Source organism: Xanthomonas sp. NCPPB 3959 (assembly GCF_056675575.1).
Window position 1 is genome coordinate 150361 of sequence record NZ_JBWWVR010000010.1, and the last position, 20741, is coordinate 171101.

The 20741-nt window shown below is 67.9% G+C and carries 11 protein-coding genes and 3 pseudogenes; 10 read left to right on the forward strand and 4 right to left on the reverse strand.

The features are described 5' to 3' along the window. Positions 1 to 38: 38 nt before the first annotated feature. Entirely contained in the window at positions 39 to 326 is a 288-nt protein-coding gene (locus tag AC1KVG_RS13480) for a DUF6916 family protein (protein ID WP_115041099.1), read from the forward strand. On the opposite strand, the gene AC1KVG_RS13485 is transcribed toward AC1KVG_RS13480, so the two are convergent. The 4 genes from AC1KVG_RS13485 to AC1KVG_RS13500 all read right to left on the reverse strand — a co-directional run bounded on the left by AC1KVG_RS13485 (position 319) and on the right by AC1KVG_RS13500 (position 2636). After that, on the reverse strand, positions 319 to 885 hold the full coding sequence (locus tag AC1KVG_RS13485) for an N-acetyltransferase family protein (protein WP_481094726.1): 567 nt from the start codon (positions 883 to 885) through the stop codon (positions 319 to 321). The two genes, AC1KVG_RS13480 and AC1KVG_RS13485, sit on opposite strands and share 8 nt — an antisense overlap. Before the next feature lie 4 nt (positions 886 to 889). After that, positions 890 to 1429 (reverse strand): phage tail protein, encoded by a 540-nt coding sequence (locus AC1KVG_RS13490; protein WP_481094727.1) that lies wholly within the window; start codon positions 1427 to 1429, stop codon positions 890 to 892. 60 nt (positions 1430 to 1489) lie between these two features. Further along, the gene (locus AC1KVG_RS13495) at positions 1490 to 2017 is read right to left on the reverse strand and encodes a tail fiber protein (protein WP_115041053.1); all 528 of its coding nucleotides are present in this window, start codon (positions 2015 to 2017) and stop codon (positions 1490 to 1492) included. A 73-nt stretch (positions 2018 to 2090) separates the two neighbouring features. Then, a complete protein-coding gene (locus tag AC1KVG_RS13500) occupies positions 2091 to 2636 on the reverse strand; it encodes a phage tail protein (protein WP_481094728.1) in 546 nt (181 codons plus the stop codon). Between the two features lie 675 nt (positions 2637 to 3311). On the opposite strand from AC1KVG_RS13500, the pseudogene AC1KVG_RS13505 reads away from it, so the two are divergent. The 9 genes and pseudogenes from AC1KVG_RS13505 to AC1KVG_RS13545 form a co-directional block, all read left to right on the forward strand. Further along, a pseudogene (locus tag AC1KVG_RS13505) lies at positions 3312 to 5372 on the forward strand (Calx-beta domain-containing protein); the annotation flags it as partial. A 69-nt stretch (positions 5373 to 5441) separates the two neighbouring features. Continuing rightward, entirely contained in the window at positions 5442 to 8780 is a 3339-nt protein-coding gene (locus tag AC1KVG_RS13510) for a putative Ig domain-containing protein (protein ID WP_481094767.1), read from the forward strand. A 154-nt stretch (positions 8781 to 8934) separates the two neighbouring features. Beyond that, positions 8935 to 12339, forward strand: coding sequence for an exodeoxyribonuclease V subunit gamma (gene recC / locus AC1KVG_RS13515; RefSeq protein ID WP_481094729.1), 3405 nt, complete (start codon positions 8935 to 8937; stop codon positions 12337 to 12339). Next, positions 12336 to 16083 (forward strand): annotated as a pseudogene (recB, locus tag AC1KVG_RS13520) (exodeoxyribonuclease V subunit beta); the annotation flags it as partial. The gene recC and the pseudogene recB, both read left to right, overlap by 4 nt. 197 nt (positions 16084 to 16280) lie before the next feature. Beyond that, positions 16281 to 16454: pseudogene (locus AC1KVG_RS13525) on the forward strand (PD-(D/E)XK nuclease family protein); the annotation flags it as partial. Next, the gene (gene recD / locus AC1KVG_RS13530; protein WP_481094730.1) at positions 16451 to 18646 is read left to right on the forward strand and encodes an exodeoxyribonuclease V subunit alpha; all 2196 of its coding nucleotides are present in this window, start codon (positions 16451 to 16453) and stop codon (positions 18644 to 18646) included. The pseudogene AC1KVG_RS13525 and the gene recD, both read left to right, overlap by 4 nt. Before the next feature lie 138 nt (positions 18647 to 18784). Further along, a complete protein-coding gene (locus tag AC1KVG_RS13535) occupies positions 18785 to 19834 on the forward strand; it encodes a virulence RhuM family protein (protein ID WP_481094731.1) in 1050 nt (349 codons plus the stop codon). Positions 19835 to 20047: 213 nt separating this feature from the next. Continuing rightward, positions 20048 to 20329: a type II toxin-antitoxin system RelE/ParE family toxin gene (locus AC1KVG_RS13540; protein WP_481094732.1), complete on the forward strand. Its 282-nt coding sequence runs from the start codon at positions 20048 to 20050 to the stop codon at positions 20327 to 20329. Between the two features lie 17 nt (positions 20330 to 20346). Next, positions 20347 to 20637 carry a HigA family addiction module antitoxin gene (locus tag AC1KVG_RS13545; protein ID WP_168959042.1) on the forward strand — a complete coding sequence of 97 codons (291 nt, stop codon included), beginning with the start codon at positions 20347 to 20349 and terminating at the stop codon, positions 20635 to 20637. Positions 20638 to 20741 lie beyond the last annotated feature (104 nt).

Sequence of the window (20741 nt, forward strand, 5' to 3'; positions counted from 1 at the left end):
TGTGGATGATCGAACTCTCTGCCGACCATGAGCACAAAATGGACTTACTGACCCTGGAGCACTTCGCAGGCAGCGTCAACGAAACGTTCTCTGCCGCATTGAACGAAGGCGAGGTTCCATTCGTGCTGGTGGAGGCACGGCCGTTGCCCACCAAGCACGCAGTCCATCGCGCGCCATTCTCGCTGCTGTTCCGCAATAGTTCGGCATTCCTGTTTCCGCAGCAGATCTATCAGTTGCGCCACACGCGGCTGGGTGAGGTCGGGGTGTTTCTGGTGCCGGTGGCACGCGAGCGCGATGGCTTTCTGTATCAGGCGATCTTCAACTGAGCGGCGTGGCCGCCATCTCGGCGGGCTGCCAGTGCATCGCAAGGTGGGTACTGCTGGCGTCGCCCGCGAGAAAACCCAGTCGCGCATAAAGCCGGCGCGCCGCAGGGTTGGCATGCAAGACGTGCAACGCCACGCCACAGCTCGCGGCCTGCGCCAGGGTTTGCGCATGCACGATCAATGCGGTGCCCACGCCCTTGCCGCGCCAACCCCGTAACAGACTGATATCGACCAGCACGTGCTGCAGCGCTGCGCGCTGAAGATACAGCCGGCCGATGCGTTCGTCCGGCGTCTGTACGATCAGAAAGTCGGCGTCCGGATAGTGCTGCCGATAATGCGTGCGCTGCAGGGTGAACTGCTGATCCACAAACGCGCGCTTGGTCGTCTCCGGCCAGGGCACGTGCACCAGTTCGTCGCTGCGGGTGTCGGCATAGAGATCCCGCAGCCAGGGCAGATCGTCGTCACGCTCAGGTCGCAACGAGATGCCGCGTGCGATCAGTGCACGCGGACGGACTATGCCGGGCTGCTCGCTCGCCAGCGCAACGCAGGCATCGTGTTGCATGGCGTCAATCGAACTGTGGATAGGTGCCGGACAACGCAATGCAGAAATTCACCGCCAGATACGGTTGCTGGTTATCGTGCGCCAAGCCGTTGCCGGTCGGCAGCAGCGCCGTGGGCGAGAACTGGGTGTCGGGTTGCGCCACTGTCACGAACGGTCGTGCCGTGCTGCTGCCTAGCGCTGAAAGCGCTGCGCCGTTGGCGGGCGTGCCGCTTTTCTTGGTCGAATCCGGTTGCGTGAACGCGTTGATGCCGTGCTGGTGCGGCGGGATCTGCGTGGGCAACAGGCTCACTGTGGCCGAGCCGAAGCTATTGCCCAACTGCCGGCTGGTCAATCCCGGGCCCGGCCCCTGCTCGCAGCCGGCGCGTCCGCAGAAGTTCGGCAGTTGAAACGTGGTCGAGCCGTTACCGCCATAGGCGATGCCGAGCAGCGAGTAAAGCGTGATGTTCTGCTGCATCGGCAGCGTGGCGCCGTTGCACAGCGCCCAGCCGACGGGATTGAAATCAAAGCCGAACAGCTGGATTTCGCCAATATAGGGTTCGGTCATGAACGCGGTCCTTCTGTAGAACGTGCAGGCACCGCACCGAGCGCGGCGCGGCGAATGGGCTCAGCTCTGCTGCGGGAAAATACCGGCAGTGGAGATGCAGTACTGCACCGTCAAGGTCGGCATGGTGTTCTCGTGCGGCTGGCCACCGCCGGTGATCGTGGTGGACTCGGTGGCCATCGGCGTCGCCGTGGCGCCGGTGGTGTCGGTCGCGTAGAACACGTCGCCGACGACCGTGCCAGGCAACAGTCCGGATGGCGCGGTGGCCGTCGCGGTGGTGGTTGTAGCGACCAGCGTGTGCGTGTGCGCCGGCAACTGCAGCCCGGTCAGGGTAACCGTCTCGGCGCCAGCCTTCTGGGCGATCACGTAGTTGCTCAGGCCCGGGCCCTGGCCCTGATGCAGCGGTACGCGCCCGCGCAGATCCGGTACCGCGAAGGTGCTCTGCCCATCGCCGCCGTAGGTGGTGCCGATCAGCATGAACAGCACTTCGTATTCGGAGATCGATAACAGGCTGCCGTCGCAGGCCTGCCAGCCTTGCGGAGTACGGCCGAAGCCGAACATGCGGATCTCACCGATGAATGGAGTGGCCATGGTGTCCTTATCTGGTCGATGGGTGCGCTGCGCGCCGCCGGTGGCGCGCTGCTTATGAGGTGCAGGCGCCGTCTTAGCTGCGCGAAGGAAAGATGCCGGACAGCGCGATGCAGAAATTGAGCGTGGTGTACGGCTGCAGATTCGGATGCGGCTGGCTGCCACCGGCCTGAGCCACGGTTGCCGGATTCATCGCCACCAGTGTCCCCGGCGCCGCATACAGCGCGGTGGCCGGACCGCTCGTGCTGGCATTGGTGCCGAAAGAGCGACCGCTGGGACCCCGGTTGTTGCCGGCAGTGCTGGAACACTCCAGCAAATGATTGTGCGCCGGGAGGTTGCTGGGCAGCAGCGACACGTTCTCAGCGCCGGAGCTTTGGCCGATCGTCAGCGGTGCGGGCTGCCAGTTTGCATCGGCCGAAGGCGAAAAGCCGAGCGGCGTGCGCCCGCGCATGTCCGGCAGCGCGAAAGTGGTACTGCCATTGCCGCCGAAACGTGTACCAAGCAAGCTGAAGAGTGCCTGGTTCTGATTGACCGGCAGCAGTTGGCCATTGCACTGCGCAAAATACTTGGGCGCAAACGCAAAGCCGGTCATCATGATCTGACCCAAGAAGAACTCACTCATGCGGACTTCCTTCCCGTAAGTGCAACGCCGACTGCGTGTCGGAATAATTTGCACAGATACATGTCATTTTTGAATAGAGCAAGTCTCAACTATTCAGAATTGGAATGAAGTATTAAGTTTTTGTTCTTTATTCGTTAGTCAGTTCCTGTTCAAATACCCTCGCAATGTCGAAGGGAGCAATCCCACTAGGGCGACGTTGTCTTCAGGCACGAGGATCGTTGCCGGCGCCGGGGATGGCGCGCTCCAGGGGTGTGGACAGTGAATAAGCAACGTAGGTTTCTAGCGGACGCCACCGGCGGCCGCGCACGTCTGGCCGTGATGTTTGTCCTGTTCGCGATGATGCTCTTGGCGCCAGGCTGGGCGATGGCGCAAGCCTCGACCTACTGCCCGACGCTGAACGCCACAGTGGTGCAGGGCGGTTCGGTACAGATCGACGTGACGACCTGCGATGGCACGGGAGCAGACGATATCGGCGTTGGCTGGAACGGTGTGCAACCCGCGCACGGCACGATCGTGGTGCCCAATCCGAGCGGCGCGCAGGGCACGCAGATCGTCACCTACACCCACAACGGTGACGGCGCCACCAGCGACACGTTCCCCCTGGAAGATGGCCGGGGCGACACCATCACCGTCAACATCACCATCACCCCGTCGCTGTCGGCCAGCATCGCGGTGAGCCCGGCCAGCCGCAACGAAGACAGCGGCGCCGCCTTCACCTACACGGTGACGCTGAGCCAGAGCAGCAGTTCGGCGACCACGGTGAACCTCAGCCGCAGCGGCACCGCCACCAGCGGCACCGACTACACGGGTGCGCCGAACAGCGTGGTGGTGCCCGCCAACGCCACCACGGCCACCTTCTCCGTCACCCCGGTCGCCGACACCACGGTGGAGGCCAACGAGACGGTGGTGATCAGCGTGGTCAGCGGCAGCGGCTATGCCATCGGCAGCCCGTCCGGCGCCACCGCCACCATCGTCAACGACGACTTTCCGACCGCATCGATCACGGTGTCTCCGGCCAGCGTGCCCGAGGACGGCGCAGGCAATCTGATCTATACCGTCACGCTCGACCAGGCCGCGCAGAGCGCGGTGTCGGTCGCCTTCAATGTCGGCGGCAGCGCGACCTCGGGCAGCGACTACGCGGCCGTGAGTTCCCCGCTGACGATCGCCGCCGGCCAGATCAGCGGCACCATCACCATCAATCCCACCGCCGATGCCACCATCGAACCGGACGAGACCGTGGTGATCAGCCTCGCTGCGGGCAGCGGCTACAGCGTGGGCTCGCCCAACAGCGCCATCGGCACCATCGCCAACGACGACCAACCGACGCTGTCGATCAACGACGTGTCCGTGAACGAAGGCAATGCCGGCACCAGCAATGCCACCTTCACCGTCTCGCTGAGCCAGCCGGCCGGCACCGGCGGCGTCAGCTTCGATATCGCCACCGCCGATGGCACCGCTACCGCGGGTGTGGACTACGTTGCCTCCAGCCTGACCGGGCAGACCATTCCCGCCGGCAGCAGCAGCGCCACCTTCACCGTGCTGGTCAACGGCGACACCCTCAGCGAACCCAACGAGACCTTCTTCGTCAACGTCAGCAATGTCAGCGGCGCCAGCGCCGGCGATGTTCAGGGCCAGGGCACGATCGTCAACGACGATGCGCAGCCGGCGTTGTCGATCGACGACGTCAGCGTCAACGAAGGCAACAGCGGCACCACCACGGCGACCTTCACGGTGAGCCTGAGCGCGGCCAGCGGCCAGACCGTGTCGGTCAATTACGCCACTGCCGACGGCACTGCCACCGCAGGTAGCGACTATGTCGCGCGTTCGGGCACGCTGACGTTCGCGCCGGGCACCACCGCGCAGGGCGTGGCGATCACCGTCAATGGCGACACCGCGGTCGAACCCAACGAGACCTTCAGCGTCGGCCTGTCCGGTGCCAGCAACGCCAGCATCGCGCGCGCCACCGGCGCCGGCACCATCCTCAACGACGACGTGGTGGTGACGGTCGGGCCGGCATCGCTGCCGGCGGCGACCGCGGGCAGCGCCTACAGCCAGAACCTGAGCGCCAGCGGCGGCACCGCGCCGTACAGCTTCGCCGTCACCGCCGGTGCGTTGCCGGCCGGGCTGACCCTGAGCGCTGCCGGCGTGCTGTCCGGCACGCCCACGGCCACCGGCAGCTTCAACTTCACTGCGACCGCCACCGATAGCGGCGGCAGCCCCACCAGCGGCAACCGTGCCTACACGTTGACCGTGGCCGGCGCGACGGTGACCTTGCCGGCGACCAGCTTGCCGGCCGGCACTGCAGGCCAGGCCTATTCGAGCGCGCTCAATCCGGCGACGGGCGGCATTGCGCCGTATACCTACGCCGTCACCGCCGGCGCCCTGCCGGCGGGCATCACGCTCAATGGCAGCAGCGGCGCCCTGACCGGCACCCCCGGCAGCGTGGGCAGCTTTGCCTTCAGCGTGACCGCCACCGACAGCACCAGCGGCACGCCCTCGCAGGGCACACGCGGTTACACCTTGAACATCGCCGCGCCGCCGATCGTCGTTGCGCCGTCCACGCTGCCGGCCGCCACGCGTGGCACTGCCTACAGCCAGACGCTGAGCGCCAGTGGCGGCACCGCGCCGTACACCTACGCGCTAGCAAGCGGCACGTTGCCGGCCGGTCTCACCCTGGCCAGCAATGGCACGCTGTCGGGTACCGCAACGGTGGAAGGCAGCTTCAACTTCACCGTGACCGCCACCGATGCGGGGAGCTTCACCGGCAATCAGGCCTACAGCCTGACCGTGGCCGGCCCGAACCTGGTGCTGCCGGCAAGCAGCTTGCCGGCAGGTACGGCCGGGCAGGCGTACTCCGCGGCAATCACGCCTGCCACCGGCGGCACCGCACCCTACAGCTATGCACTGACCGCCGGTGCGTTGCCGACGGGTGTGGTCGTCGACGTGGCGACCGGTGGACTCAGCGGCACGCCGACCGTGGCGGGCACGTTCAACTTCACCCTGACCGTGTCCGACAGCACGCCAAGTCCGGCCGCGCAGGCCAGCCGCAGCTACACGCTGACCATCGCGGCACCGGTCATCGTGGTCGCACCCACCGCGCTACCGGCTGCGACCCGCGGCACGGCCTACAGCCAGGTGCTGACCGCCAGCGGCGGGACCGCGCCGTACACCTATGCGGTGAGCGCGGGCAGTGTGCCGGCCGGCCTGACCCTGGCCAGTAACGGCACGCTGTCCGGCAACCCGACGGTGGAAGGCAGCTTCAACTTCACCGTGACGGCGACAGATGCGAACACCTTCACCGCTTCGCAGGCCTACGCGCTGACGGTGGCGAGCCCGAACCTGGCGTTGCCGGCAAGCACCTTGCCGGCAGGCACGGCCGGGCAGGCGTATGCGGCGACGATTGCTCCGGCCACCGGCGGCACCGCGCCCTACAGCTATGCACTGACCGCCGGTGCGTTGCCGACGGGTGTTGTCGTGGACGTGGCGACCGGTGCACTGAGCGGCACGCCGACCGTGGCGGGTACGTTCAACTTCACCCTGACCGCGACCGACAGCACGCCGAGTCCGGCCGCGCAGGCCAGCCGCAGCTACACGCTGACCATCGCGGCACCTGTGGTCGTGATCGCGCCCACCGCGTTGCCGTCCGCCATGCGTGGCACGGCCTACAGCCAGGCTTTGAGCGCCAGCGGCGGCACCGCGCCTTACACGTATGCAATCAGCGCGGGCAACGTGCCGGCTGGCTTGACCCTGGCCAGCAACGGCACGCTGTCCGGTACCGCCACGGTGGAAGGCAGCTTCAACTTCACCGTGACGGCAACCGACGCGAATAATTTCACCGCTGCGCAGGCCTATGCGCTGACGGTGGCGAGCCCGAACCTGGCGTTGCCGGCAAGCACCTTGCCGGCAGGCACGGCCGGGCAGGCGTATGCGGCGACGATTGCTCCGGCCACCGGCGGCACTGCGCCCTACAGCTATGCACTGACTGCAGGCGCATTGCCCAATGGCGTTGTGCTCGACGCTGCGACCGGCGGGCTCAGCGGGACGCCAACCTTGTCGGGCACGTTCAACTTCACCCTGACCGCGACCGACAGCACGCCCAGCCCGGCCGCCCAGGCCAGCCGCAGCTATGCGGTCACCATTGCAGCGGCGACGCTGGTGCTGGCGCAGCCTACGCTACCACCGGCGGTGAGCGGCAGCGCGTACAACCAGGTGCTGACTGCCAGCGGTGGCGTCGCGCCGTATCGCTACAGCATCGCCAGCGGCACCTTGCCGGCTGGCCTGACGCTGGCCAGCGACGGCACGCTGTCGGGCACGCCAACCACGCAGGGCATTTCGTCCTTCACCATCGCGGTGGCCGATGCCGGCAATGCCAGCGCCACGCAGGCCTATAGCTTCACGGTGAGCGATGCGGCGCCGGTGGCCGTGGCCGATGTGGCGGCGACCATGTCCGACACCGCGGTGACGGTGGCGGTGACCGCCAACGACACCGGCAACATCGCCTCGATCGCCATTGCCACTGCGCCGACCAACGGCACCGCCGTGGTCAACGGGCTGGAGCTGGTCTACACGCCGGCCGCCGGTTTCGTCGGCACCGATGTGGTGAGCTACACGGTCACCGGTAGCGGCGGCACCTCGGCCCCGGTCACGTTGACCATTACGGTCAACGCGCGGCCGGTGGCGGTGTCGGTGACTGCCGCGGCAGTGCCGGGCGAGGCGCAGCAGGTCGATCTGACCCGCAATGCCACCGGCGGGCCGTTTGTGGCTGCGGCCGTGGTCGCGGTGCTGCCGGCCTCTGCCGGTACCGCCACCATCACCCGGACTGGCGGTACCGCCACTGCGGCGGCGGCGCGTGCCTCCGGCCCATCGCCGGCGGCGGCTGCGATGGCCGAGACGCCCACGTTCATGCTGACCTTCACCCCGAACCCGGCGTTCGTCGGCCAGGCCACGGTGCAGTTCACCTTGTCCAATGCGTTCGCCACGTCGGTGCCGGCCAGCGTGGTGTTCACCATCGCGCCGCGCCGCGACCCCAGCGTGGATGCGGAAGTGCGTGGCCTGATCGATGCGCAGTCCGAGTCCACGCGGCGTTTTGCGCGGGCGCAGATCGACAACTTCCAGCGCCGTCTGGAAGCCACCCATCGCGGCGGCAGCACCTTCAGCAACGCGGTGAGCTTCCAGCCGACCTCGCATTGCCGCCAGGCCGATCGCGGCATCAGTGCGCAGCCGTGCAGCCCGGACACGCAGGAGGCCGACAACGACTTCCGCGATGCGCCGGCAGTGGCGAGCAGCGGCAACAGCACTGCGCAGGGTCAGGGCGACCTGGGTCTGTGGGTGGGCGGTGCGATCCGCTCGGGCAGCCTGGACAAGCAGTCCAACAGCACCGGGGTGGACTTCCAGACCGACGGCCTGAGCGTGGGCGCCGATTACCGGGTGGCGCAGTCGCTGGCGATCGGTGCGGGCCTGGGCTGGGGACGCGACGACAGCGATGTGGGCAGGAACGGCAGCCACTCCAAGGCCAGCGCCTACACCATGGCGTTGTATGCCAGCTTCCACCCGGGCAAGGCGTTCTTCTTCGACACCTTGGTGGGCTACCAGCTGCTGTCCTACGACCTGCGTCGCTTCGTCACCGACGATAGCTCGATGGCCGAGGGCAACCGCGACGGCAAGCAGTGGATCGCGTCGGTGTCCACCGGTGCGGACCTGCAGCGTGGCGATCTGCAGATCACTCCGTACGCACGTGTGGATGTGGCACGCGCAACGCTGGATGGCTATGTCGAAGACGGCGTGGCGCCGTTCGCACTGCGCTATGACGACATGGACGTGGCCACCACCACCGGCAACCTGGGCCTGCGGCTGGAATGGCGCCGCGACGTCGCCTGGGGCCGGCTGACCCCGCAGTTGCGCGTGGAATATCAGCGCGACTTCCAGGGCCGTGGCGATGCGACGCTGAGTTACGCCGATTTGAACGGCGGGCCGTTCTATCGCGCCGGGCAAAGCGCGTTCGATCGCAACCGTTTGATGGTGGGCATCGGTGCGGCGTTGTTGACCGAGCAGGGCCTGTCGACGCGGCTGGAATACCGCGGCATTACCGATGGCGACAACAACGACGATCAGACCTGGATGATCAATCTGGAAAAGAAATACTGATCGCGGCGAGCGTCATGCAATGAGGCAATGCGATGGGCCGGGCGGAAACGCTCGGCCCATCGCGTTTGTCTACCGCGCCGATCGCCATCGTGCGGTCGCCGAGCGCATGCGCAAACAACGCAGTGCGCCTGCATCCGGCACAATGCACGCACGCATGCACGCCACTTCCGCGCCAGATTTTCGCCTCTATCCGTCAAACGCGCTGGATACGCTGGCCGCCTTGCTCGCACAGGAGCTGCGCCGGCCGGTGCCGGAGCAGCCGTTGCTGCAGCCGGAGGTGGTGTTGATTCCGCAGGTGGCGATGCGGCGCTGGCTGCAGTCCACGCTGGCGGCCGAGCATGGAGTTGCGGCGAATCTGGAATTCCTCACCCCCGGCGAATTCGTCGCGCGCGCGCTGGAATGCAATCTCGGCCCGGCCGACGACGATCTGGACATGGCGACCACTCAGTGGCGCCTCTATACCGCGCTGCAGGCCGATCTGGGCAGCGACGCGGCGTTGGCGCTTCTGGCCGGGTATCTGTCCGATGGCGATGCACTCAAGCCCTGGGCGCTGGCCGGCGAGCTGGGCAACGTGTTCGAGAAGTACCAGGCCTGGCGACGCGACTGGTTGCTGCGCTGGGAAGGCGGCGCCGACCCCGATGATCCGCAGGCGCGCTTGTGGCGCAGCATCGCGTCCGGCCGGCAATACCGTGCGCGCCGCATCGGCCAGTATCTGGATCGCCACGCGCGCCCGGATGGTCCGCTGCCGCAAGGCTTGCCGAAGCGCCTGTTTGCCTTCGCCATCCTCAACATCTCGCCCGACGTGCTGCGCGTGCTGGCCACGCAGGCGCGCGTGGGCACGCTGCATTTCTATCTGCCCACGCCGACGCAAGGTTACTGGGGCGATCTGCAGACGTTGTGGCAACGCCGTCGCGAAGACGGCGCGGTGCAGCTGTTCGCCGAGCAGGTGCAGGAAAACCCGCTGCTGCAGGCCTGGGGCGCGGCCGGGCGCGATTTCATGGCGCTGGTCGGCGACTACGAGGTGGTGCATCCGCTGGCCGAGATCGCCGCCTACGCCGATCCGCTGGAGTCCGGCCGCCGCGCACTGGCCGATGGCGGCCTGGGCGATAGTTTGCTGCGGCGTATGCAAAGCGACCTGTTCCATCGCCGTGCACCGAGCGTGCCTGCAGTGTTGCCGGCGGTGAATCTGCACGACCCCAGCCTGCAGGTGCACGCCTGCCATACGCGGCTGCGCGAGCTGCAGGTGCTGCACGACCAACTGCGCGCCCTGCTCGACGACCCGCGCTTCGACCCGCCGCTGCAGCCGCGCGAGATCGCGGTGCTGTCGCCGGACATCGACCCGTACGTGCCGTATCTGGACGCTGTGTTCGGCAGTCACGGCAACGACGACGCGCTGCCGTACGCGCTGGCCGATGCCAGCCCGTTGGCGAGCGAGCCGCTGGCCGAGGTGTTCCTCACCTTGCTCGGCCTGCCGATCGCACGCTTCGGCCTGCACGAGATTCTCGACCTGCTGGCCAGTGCGCCGATCGCCGAGGCCGCCGGCCTGGACGAAGCCGGGCTGGAACGCCTGCGCGGTTGGCTGCACGCGGCCGGCGCGCGCTGGGGGCTGGATGCGGCGCATCGGCGTCAGCACCAGGCACCGAGCGACGACGCCTACACCTGGCGCTTCGCGCTGGACCGGCTGCTGCTCGGCCATGCCAGCGGCGCCGACGACGATATCGAGGGCGTGGCGCCATGGCCGCAGCTGGAAGGCAGCGCATTGGCTGCGCTCGATATCTTGTTGAAGCTGCTGCGCGTGCTCGAACGTCACCAGTCCGTATTGGCCGAAGCGATGACGCCGGTCGAGTGGCGCGAGCGTCTGCTCGGCCTGCTGGAGGCGCTGATTCCAAAAGCGCCCACCGCACCACGTGCACAGCGCGCGCTCGATCGCTTGCGCAGCTTGATCGACCAGTTCGCCCGTGACGCAGTGCGCGCCGAATACGCCGGCAAAGTGCCCGCCGAGGTGGTGCGCGCGCATTTTGCCGCGGTGCTGGGCGAGTCGGACACACGCGCGCCGCTGCTCACTGGCGGCATCAGTTTCGGCCGCATGGTGCCGATGCGCTTGTTGCCGTTCCGCGCGATCTGCCTGCTCGGCATGAACGATGGCGACTTCCCGCGCCGCGATCCGGCCGCCGGGCTCAATCGCCTCACTGCAGAGTTGGGCACCGAGCGTCGTCGCCACGGTGATCGTTCAACCCGCGAGGACGACCGCTTTCTGTTTCTGCAGTTGTTCGCCTCCGCGCAGGAAGTGTTTTATCTGAGTTACCTCGGCGCCGATGCGCGCGATGGCAGCGCACGCGAGCCGTCGGTGCTGGTCAGCGAATTGTTGGCCAGCGCTGCGCAATATCACCTTGACCCCAAGGCAATCGATAGGCTGGTCGTGCACCACCCGTTGCAGCCCTTCGCCGCCGCCGCGTTCGGTGCGCTGGGCGAAGACGGCGCCGACCCGCGTCGCTTCAGTTATCGCCGCCAATGGCGGCCGGCTGTGGACAGCTTGGTCGGCCAGCGGCAGCCGCTCGCGCCGTGGGTGGCCGGTGCGTTGCCGGCCGATGACATTGTGTTGCCGACCAGCGTCTCGATCGACGACTTGCGCCGCCTGTTCGCCGACCCGGCCGGGCAGTTCCTGCGTCATCGTTTGGGCATGCGTCTGCCCGATCCGGCCGGCGAAGACAGTGACCTCGAACCGCTGCTCGCCCCCACGCGCGGCTTGGATCAATACGGCCTGCAGCAGCATGTGTTCGACGCCGCACTGGCGGGCGACACCGACCGGCTCTACGAGCGTTTGCGCGCCCGTGCGCTGCTACCCTCCGGTCCGCTGGGGCGTCGCCAGCTCGATGAGCGGGTGACGCAACTGCGCCCGTATGCCGAAGCATTCCGGCAGTGGCGTGGCGAGGCGCCGGCCGAGTCGCGCCGCTTGCAGGTGCAGATCGGCGAGACCGAGGTGCACGGCCGGGTGCCGGGTTGGTATGCGAGCGGCGTGGGGCGGGTGCAGGTCGGCGCGCTCAGCGGCCGCAGCGCGATCCGCCACGGCCTGGAATGGCTGCTGCTGCGCGCCGCCGGCGAGCACGCGCCGTATGTGCGCTTCTTCGAAGACGAAGACGGTTTAGGCCCGCATCCCATCGACGCCGAACCGCTGTCGCAAACGCAGGCGCAGAGCGCGTTGGCTGCACTGCTGCAGGTGTATCGGCAGGGCTTGCAGACGCCGCTGGCGTTCGCGCCCTACAGCAGCTGGAAATATCACCAAGCCGCGCGCAGCGACGATCTGGACAAGGCCATCAAGGACGCCGCCGGGCAGTGGCAATCCAGCTTCGGCTGGAGCGAATCGCATAGCCCGGAACTGCGCCTGGTCAACCGCGGCCGCGACCCGTTCGCCGATGCGCAACGCTTTGCCGAGTTCGCCATCACCAGCCATCGCGTGTACGACCTGCTCGAACGCGGCAACGTCGACGCCACGCTGGATCCGGAGCGTTTGATCGAGAGCTGGCGCCACTGGCACGGCGCGCAGGAAGAAGCCGAATGAGCGCCGGCCCCGTCACCGACCCGTACCTGCATTTGCCGTTGCACGGCGTACGCCTGATCGAGGCCAGCGCCGGCACCGGCAAAACCTTCACCCTGGCCACGCTGTTCACCCGGCTGGTGGTCGAGCGCGGGCTGCGTATCGGCCAGATCCTCGCAGTGACCTTCACCGAAGCCGCCACCCAGGAACTGCGCCGCCGCATCCGCGAACGCCTGGTGCTGGCCGCGTCGTTGGTGCCTGATGGTTCGCCAACCGTCGTAGGAGCGTCCGCGCCCGAACCGCCGGCAGCGCAGGCACCCGACGCCCTATCAGCCTCTGTAGGAGCGGCCCCGGCCGCGACCGACCCATCCACAACGCAGGCACCCGCCGCTCCCTCGGCTTTTGTAGGAGCGGCCTCGGCCGCGACCGACCTCGACCCGTCGCGGCCAAGGCCGCTCCTACACGAAGCGCCCGACGTCCTCCTCACCCGCGCCATCCTCACCACCCACCTGGCCACCGGCACCGAAACCCCCGCCGCCTTACGCCGCCGCCTGCAACAGGCGGTGGAAGAAATCGACCTGGCCGCGGTCTTCACCATCCACGGTTTCTGCGCGCGCGTGCTGCGTGAGCATGCGCTGGAAAGCGGCCAGGCCTTCGCCGCGCCGGAACTGCTCGCCAACGACCGCGAACTGCTCGGCGAAGTCGCCGCCGATCTATGGCGCCAGCGCGCCGCCGACGCAGCGATGGCCGAAGACCTGATCGCGCTGTGGTCGGGCGGCCCCGATGCATTGGCCAGCGATCTGCGCGCGCTGGTGCGCCATCCGACGCTGTTGCCGGCGGTGGCCACAACCACCGACGATGCGGCCGCGCTGCTGCAGGCCGTGCAAGATGCCAGCACCGCCTTGTCCGCCGCATTCCAGTCCCACGGCACCGCATTTTTCGAAACCATCATGGCCGCCATCGACGGCGGCATCCTGAGCAAGGTCAGCTACAAGCCCGAGTGGCTAACAGCGCTGTGGCATTGGTTCGATAGCTTCGCCGCTGCGCCATCGATGCACACCGCGCCGCACCCCAAGCTGATCAAACTCACCGCCGCGGAACTGGCGGCCGGCACCAACAAGAAGTTCGTTGAGCGCACACCTGCCTCGCCGCTGAGCCACGAGATCGACGGCTATCTCACCGCGCTGGCCCGTGTCGAAGAATGGCGCACCCGTCGCCGCATCCGTCTGCTGCACGCATTGCGCGACGATGCCATCGCACGATTAGCATTGCTCAAGCGCCAGCGCCGCGTGCAGACCTACGACGACCTGGTCGATGGCGTTGCGCACGCACTGGAAGGCGCGCAAGCCGATGCCCTGGTCACACGGCTGCGCGCGCAATACGCCATCGCGCTGGTGGACGAATTCCAGGACACCGACGACCGCCAGTGGGCGATCTTCTCCAACGTGTTCGGCGAAGGCCCGCTCGCACGCGCGGCCGGCCTGGAGCCGGCGCTGTTTTTGATCGGCGATCCCAAGCAGGCCATCTACGGCTTTCGTGGCGGCGATGTGCGCACCTATCTGGCCGCCGCGGTCACTGCCGAACTCGCCCCGCCGCTGAGCCACAACTTCCGCTCGCGCCCCGGCGTGCTGGCGGCCATCGATGCGCTGTACGCGCAGGCCGGCTACACCGAGGCCTTCCTCACCGACGGCATCGCCTTCCACCCGGTGCAGCCCGGTACCAAGCGGGTGGATGCCGACCTGCAACGCAATGGCGCCGCCGCTCCGGCGCTGACGCTGTGGCGCGCGCCGGAACCGCCACCGCCAATCAAAGGCAAGCCCAAACCCTGGAGCGCCGGCCGCGCCCGCGAGCTGGCCACCGCCGCCTGCGTGGCAGCGATCCGCGGCTGGCTGGCCGGTGGCCGCGACGGCACCGCCACCATCACTGGTCACCCGGTGCAGGCCGGCGATATCGCCGTGCTGGTGCGCAGCCACGGCGAGGCCACGCGCATGCAACAGGCGCTGGGCGCGGTGGGCATCCCCGCCGTGGCGGCCGGCAAGCAGAGCCTGTTCGCTACCGACGAAGCGCTGGAGCTGCTGGCCCTGTTGCAGGCCTTGCTCGACCCTGGCGACGACAGCCGCCTGCGCGCCGCGCTGGCCACCGTGCTGATCGGCGCGGACGCCGCCGCCATCGCCGCGCTCGCACACGATGGCGAGCGGCATCGCCGCTGGCAGCAGCAGGCGCTGGACTGGCGCGAGCGCTGGCAACGCGGTGGCCCGCTCGCCCTGATCGGCGACCTGGGCGCCGCGCACGGGCAACGCCTGCTCGCCCTGGTCGATGGCGAACGCCGCCTCACCAACTACCTGCAGCTGGCCGAACTGCTGCAGGAGGCCGACGCCCGCGCGCTCGGCCCGCACGGTCTGGTGGACTGGCTGTCGCGCCGCATCGCCAATGCCGACGACAACGACGAAGCCCAGCAGCTGCGGCTGGAATCGGACGCGCGCCGCGTGCAGATCGTCACCCTGCACAAGAGCAAGGGCCTGGAATATCCGCTGGTGTTCCTGCCGTACATCGGCATCGGCCGCAGCGACAAGGGCGCCGGCCGCCATTGCGTGGTGCATGCGCCGGAGCTCGGCCGCCAGCTGCACTGGAAGACAGACAAGGAAGACCCCACCTGGAGCGCCGCCGAAGCCGCCTGGAAGCAGGAACAACGCGCCGAAGACGCCCGCCTGCTCTACGTCGGCCTGACCCGCGCCGAGCACGCGCTGTGGATCGCCAGCGGCCCGTTCCACCAGCACGAGCGCACGGCGTTGTCCGGCATGCTGCGCGTGCTCGACGCGCTGCAGGGCGCGGCAGGCGAGGACGCAGTGGTGGTCGACACATCCACGCCACCGGCCAACCTGCCGCGCCTGCCGCCACCGATCGAAGCGCAGGTGCCGCCCGCGCGCACCCCGCAGCGGCATATCGCCCCGGAGTGGTGGGTCTACAGCTTCACCCAGCTGGCCAACGCCGATGCCGGCGCCGCCACCGACCCGATGGCCAGCGCCACCGTGGTCGGCAGTGGCGGCAGCGACGAGCCGTCCGGCCATGAGGCGATCGCGGTGGCCGCCGAGGTCGACGCCTTCGACCCGCGCTTTGCCGGCAACCGCTTCGGCGTGGTGATGCACGACGTATTCGAGCGCTGCGACTTCGCCGCCTGGCAGGGTTGGCGCCCGGGCCAGCCCGCACCCGAGGGCCAGGCCGCCGCCATCCTCGAGGCGCTGCAACGCGGCGGTTACACCCAGGACGAACTGGACGACGGCCTGGCCATGCTCACCGCCCTGATCGGCCACACCCTCACCGTCGCCCTGCCCGAAGGCACCACCCTGGCCGCCGTGCCCGAGCCGCAGCGCCGCAACGAGATGGAATTCCACTTCGCCATGCGGCCCACTCGCGTGGAGGCATTGCTCGCATTGCTGCATCGCTTCGGCGTGGTGAGCGACCGCCAGGCTTTCGGTGTGCGCCAGCGGCTGGAAGGCCTGATGACCGGCCTGATCGACCTCACCTACACCGTGCACGGCCGCTGGTACGTGCTCGACTACAAATCCAACCGCCTGCCCAGCTACGACGCCGACGCCCTGGCCCGCGCCATGGCGCACAGCGAGTACGAGCTGCAGGCGCTGATCTACACCGTCGCCCTGCACCGCTGGCTGCGCTTCCGCCTGGGCGATGCCTACGATTACGCCCGCGACTTCGGCGGCGTGCGCTACCTGTTCTGCCGCGGCCTGGATGCCACCCGTAACCCCGCAGCCGACTCCAGCTCCATCCTCGGTTCCGGTTTCGACTCCAACTCGAACTCCAACTCCAACTCCAACTCCAACTCCAACCCCGACTCCGACTCCGACTCCGACTCCGACTCCGACTCCGACTCCGTCAACGGCGCCAGCTCCGTCTCCGGTTCCGACCCCGCCAGCGACGCCATGTCCGACACGCCTGCACCCATCACGCCTGTCCCCGGCATCCACGCCTGGCGCTTCGACCCAGCCCTGGTGGAAGCTCTGGACGCCCTGTTCGCCGGCAACCCCACCGAGCCTCTTTCCAGTGACGCCTTAAAGCCCCTCTCCCCTCGGGAGAGGGGTTGGGGTGAGGGTACGTCCACCATGGGAACGCCCACCCCATGAACCACCCAAACCTCCTAACCGCCCTCAACCAGGCCGGCGCCCTACGCACGCTGGATCTCGCCTTCGCCCAAAGCCTGCAACGCCTGGCCCCGGACACCGACCCCCAGGTGCTGGCCGGCGCCGCACTCGCCTCTCTGGCCGTCACCAGCGGCCACGCAGGGCTGGACCCCACCCGCGCCGCCATGCTGCTGGACCCACGCGACGGCCCATCACCCACCTTCCCAGATCCCACCGACTGGCAACGCACCCTGGCCGCCTCGCGCTGGGTCGACCAACCGCATCCTGAAGACCCCGCCGCCGCCGATTGCCCGCTAGTCCTCGAACACGGCCTGCTCTACCTGCGCCGCTACCGCGAGTACGAACGCCGCCTGGCGTTAGGCCTGCAACGCATCGCCGCCCAGTCACCGCCGCCCTTCGACGCAGCCACGCTGGCACCGCTGTTCGCCCAGCTATTCCCGGACGCGACCCCAACCACTCACCCCGTGGACCCAACCCCTCTCCCCCCGGGAGAGGGTGCCCGAAGGGCGGGTGAGGGTACGGGCCTGCCCGAGCCATCTGTCCACCAAGAGGGTAAGGGCCTGCCCGAGCCATCCCACCACCAAGACCGCCAAGCCCAGGCCGCAGCCCTCGCCCTGCGCCGCACCCTGCTGCTGGTCACCGGCGGCCCCGGCACCGGCAAGACCACCACCATCGCCCGCCTGCTGCTGCTGCGCATCGCGCAAGCCCAGGCAGCCAACACCCCAGCCCCGCGCATCGCCCTGGCCGCGCCCACCGGCCGCGCCGCCGAGCGCATGGCCGAGAGCCTGCGCGCCGCCGTATCGCGCGCCATCGCCAACGGCATCGACCCGGACCTGGCCGACGCCCTGCCCACCGGCGCCAGCACCCTGCATCGCCTGCTCGGCGTCATCCCGGATTCCCCGCAGTTCCGCCACACCGCCGACAACCCGCTGCCGTTCGACCTGATCGTGGTCGACGAAGCCTCCATGGTCGACCTGCCGCTGATGTGCAAGCTGGTCGAAGCCGTGGCCGATGGCACCCAGCTGATCCTGCTCGGCGACGCCGACCAGCTGCCCTCGGTGGAAGCCGGCGATGTGCTCGCCGCCATCCTGCAGGCCGCCGGCCCCGGCGATACCCTGCAGCCGCACGACGCACAGGCGCTGCAGCCCCTGCTCGGCAGCGCGCCCACTGGAAGCACGCCTGCCAGCACCCAGACCGTCAGCCACACCCACACCGGCGGCCTCGCCGGCCACCGCGTGCACCTGCTACGCGGCTATCGCCAGGCAGACGACTTCGCACTCGCCCCGTTGGCCGACGCCATCCGCGCCGGCGACGCCGACACCGCCCTGGCCCTGCTGCGCAGCGGCGAGCTGGCCGGCGTGCACTTCCACGAAGACGGCGAAGACCCGCTAGCCCTGGGCCGCGACGCATTGCTCGCGCACTGGCGCGCGCTGGCCGACGCGCAAGACCCGGCCGCCGCCCTGCGCGATGCCGCGCGCCTGCGCCTGCTCACCGCCGTACGCGCCGGCCCGCAAGGCGCGCGCGGCCTCAACGCCCGCATCGAACAACTGCTGGCCGACGCCGGCTCCGGCGCCCGCCGCCTCGGCAGCGCCTCGCCCTGGTTCCAAGGCCGCCTGCTGCTGATCACCGAAAACAGCTACCGCCACGGCCTGTTCAACGGCGACGTCGGCATCTGCCTGCGCAGCGAGGCGAGTCCCTCTCCAGGGCGCAGCGACGAAAGCCGGTCTTCAGGACCAGGCCAGTCCGGCGCCACCGCCAACCGCCACGTCCCAAGCACCGACAGCCGTGCCCAAGGCCCGTTGGTCGCCTGGTTCGAAGGCGACGGCGACGGCCAGGTGCGCGGCTTCCACCCCGCCGCACTGCCCGCGCACGAAAGCGCCTTCGCCATGACCGTGCACAAGGCCCAGGGCAGCGAATTCGACACCGTCTGGCTGCAACTGCCCACCCGCGACGCTCGCGTGCTCAGCCGCGAACTGCTCTACACCGGCATCACCCGCGCCCGCCGCGCCTTGCACCTGGCCGGCAGCGAAGCGGTCATCCGCAGCGCGCTCGCCCGGCACGCCGCACGCATCTCAGGTTTGGCGTGGCGGTTGGGTGCGCAGCAGCAGGCGGCACCCGCCAAGCCAGCAACAGAACCACCCACTGCGTTGCCCGTGCAGGGGTCGTTGTTCTGATGGACGCAAGCCGGCGCAATGGCAACATCACTTACGGCAGAACGGCACGTTCGCCTATCACCGTCATCGGGCGTGCCCGGATAACCTCTTGGCCGAAGAACGCCTGGTTGTGCGGTATCGCCAGCATGGGAGGCATCGATGGCGAAAAAGCATGAAATTTCTCTCGTCCGCTCGTCGGCGGCCGAATACCTGACCTTCGTGGCCGCCGCAGGCGAGGGCGGCGTACAGGCGGCGTATGCCGACGAAAACGTCTGGCTGACGCAGAAGATGCTGGCCCAGCTCTACGATGTAGAAACCCACACCATCAACTACCACCTGAAAAAGGTGTTCGCTGACAACGAGTTGCAGGCAGATGCAGTTATTCGAAATTTTCGAATAACTGCCACCGACGGCAAGAGCTACGACACCAAGCACTACAACCTCGCGGCCATCATCGCCGTGGGCTACAAGGTCAATTCCGAGCGCGCGGTGCAGTTCCGCAAGTGGGCCACCACCATCATCGAGTCCTTCACGATCAAGGGCTTCGCGATGGACGACGAGCGCCTGAAGAACGACGGCACGGTGCTCGGCAAGCGCTACTTCGAAGAGCAGCTGCAGCGCATCCGCGAGATCCGCCTCTCCGAGCGCAAGTTCTACCAGAAGATCACCGACATCTACGCCACCGCCCTGGACTACGACGCCACGGCGCAGGCAACCCAACGGTTCTTCGCCACGGTGCAGAACAAGCTGCACTGGGCCATCCACGGGCAAACCGCGGCGGAAGTCGTCTACCACCGCGCCGATGCCGGCAAGCAGCACATGGGCCTGACCACCTGGGCCGATGCACCGCGCGGGAAGATCCAGAAGTTCGATGTGGCGGTTGCCAAGAACTACCTGACCACCGGCGAGATGGCGCAGTTGCAACGCCTTGTATCGGCCTATCTGGACCTGGCCGAGGACATGGCGCTGCGGCAGATCCCGATGACCATGCAGGATTGGGAAACGCGTCTGAATCGTTTCATCGAAGCCACCGACCGGCAGGTGTTGCAGGACGCAGGGCGCGTCACCGCCGAGATCGCCAAAGCGCATGCGGAAAGCGAGTTCGAAAAGTACCGTATCGTGCAGGACCAGCTGTTCGTGAGCGATTTCGATCGCGTGTTGCAGCAGCTTGATGCAGGAGCGGACGGCACCGACGACGACTTGCGCTAGATCGAGGTGATGCAGGAAGCGTCAAGACGTCGGGCAAGCCGTGCTCCTCATCCAGTGCCGGTTCTGGAGCCACTCCCAGCGAGCCGGTGCAGGGTGCATTGTTTTGATGGAGGTTGCGCCGCTCCAGAGCTTCGGCAAAGCGGCAAGGCGGCAGGGGCGATCTCGCAGCTATGACGGCTTGCGTCATATAACGGATCACGTTATGGTCAGCACATGATCAGGAGCTTTATCGACAAGGAAGCCGAAAAGATCTGGTTGGGTGAGCGCTCCCGCCGGTTGCCGGCCGACATCCAGCCGGTCGCGCGCCGCAAGTTGCGCATGCTCAACGGTGCCGCGCACCTCGACGATCTGCGTATTCCACCTGCCAACCGGCTGGAAGCGTTGAAGGGCGAGCGGCGCGGGCAGTACAGCATCCGGATCAACGACCAATGGCGCATCTGCTTCCGATGGATGGAGGGCGATGTCGCCGAGGTCGAAATCGTCGATTACCACTGAGCACGAGGCATCTGTCCATGACAGTCCTACCCAACATCCACCCCGGCGAAATCCTGCTCGAAGAGTTTCTCGAGCCGATGGGCATCAGCCAGAACGCACTGGCGCGGGCCACCGCCGTGCCGCCGCGCCGCATCAACGAGATCGTGCTGGGCAAGCGCGGCATCACTGCCGACACCGCCGTGCGCCTGGCTGCCGCGCTGGGCACGACCGAGCGCTTCTGGCTGGGCCTGCAGGCCGATTATGAGCTGGAACAGGCGCACCGCGCGCTGGGCGACCTGCCGTCACGGATCAAGCGGCTGGCAGCTTGATCCGTACCGTAGCCGAAGCCCGCAGGCACTCGCCGTGCTTCTGCTGCGCAACGCTTCCTGCCGCGATCTTGAGAAAGTTGGATGTCGCGCGTGCTATCGGCAAA

What these genes read in the sequence shown, in the direction of transcription:
- AC1KVG_RS13480 (WP_115041099.1), top strand. Translation starts at nt 39, where the DNA reads ATGGACTTACTGACCCTGGAGCACTTCGCAGGCAGCGTCAACGAAACG.
- AC1KVG_RS13485 (WP_481094726.1), bottom strand. Translation starts at nt 885, where the DNA reads ATGCAACACGATGCCTGCGTTGCGCTGGCGAGCGAGCAGCCCGGCATA.
- AC1KVG_RS13490 (WP_481094727.1), bottom strand. Translation starts at nt 1,429, where the DNA reads ATGACCGAACCCTATATTGGCGAAATCCAGCTGTTCGGCTTTGATTTC.
- AC1KVG_RS13495 (WP_115041053.1), bottom strand. Translation starts at nt 2,017, where the DNA reads ATGGCCACTCCATTCATCGGTGAGATCCGCATGTTCGGCTTCGGCCGT.
- AC1KVG_RS13500 (WP_481094728.1), bottom strand. Translation starts at nt 2,636, where the DNA reads ATGAGTGAGTTCTTCTTGGGTCAGATCATGATGACCGGCTTTGCGTTT.
- recC (WP_481094729.1), top strand. Translation starts at nt 8,935, where the DNA reads ATGCACGCCACTTCCGCGCCAGATTTTCGCCTCTATCCGTCAAACGCG.
- recD (WP_481094730.1), top strand. Translation starts at nt 16,451, where the DNA reads ATGAACCACCCAAACCTCCTAACCGCCCTCAACCAGGCCGGCGCCCTA.
- AC1KVG_RS13535 (WP_481094731.1), top strand. Translation starts at nt 18,785, where the DNA reads ATGGCGAAAAAGCATGAAATTTCTCTCGTCCGCTCGTCGGCGGCCGAA.
- AC1KVG_RS13540 (WP_481094732.1), top strand. Translation starts at nt 20,048, where the DNA reads ATGATCAGGAGCTTTATCGACAAGGAAGCCGAAAAGATCTGGTTGGGT.
- AC1KVG_RS13545 (WP_168959042.1), top strand. Translation starts at nt 20,347, where the DNA reads ATGACAGTCCTACCCAACATCCACCCCGGCGAAATCCTGCTCGAAGAG.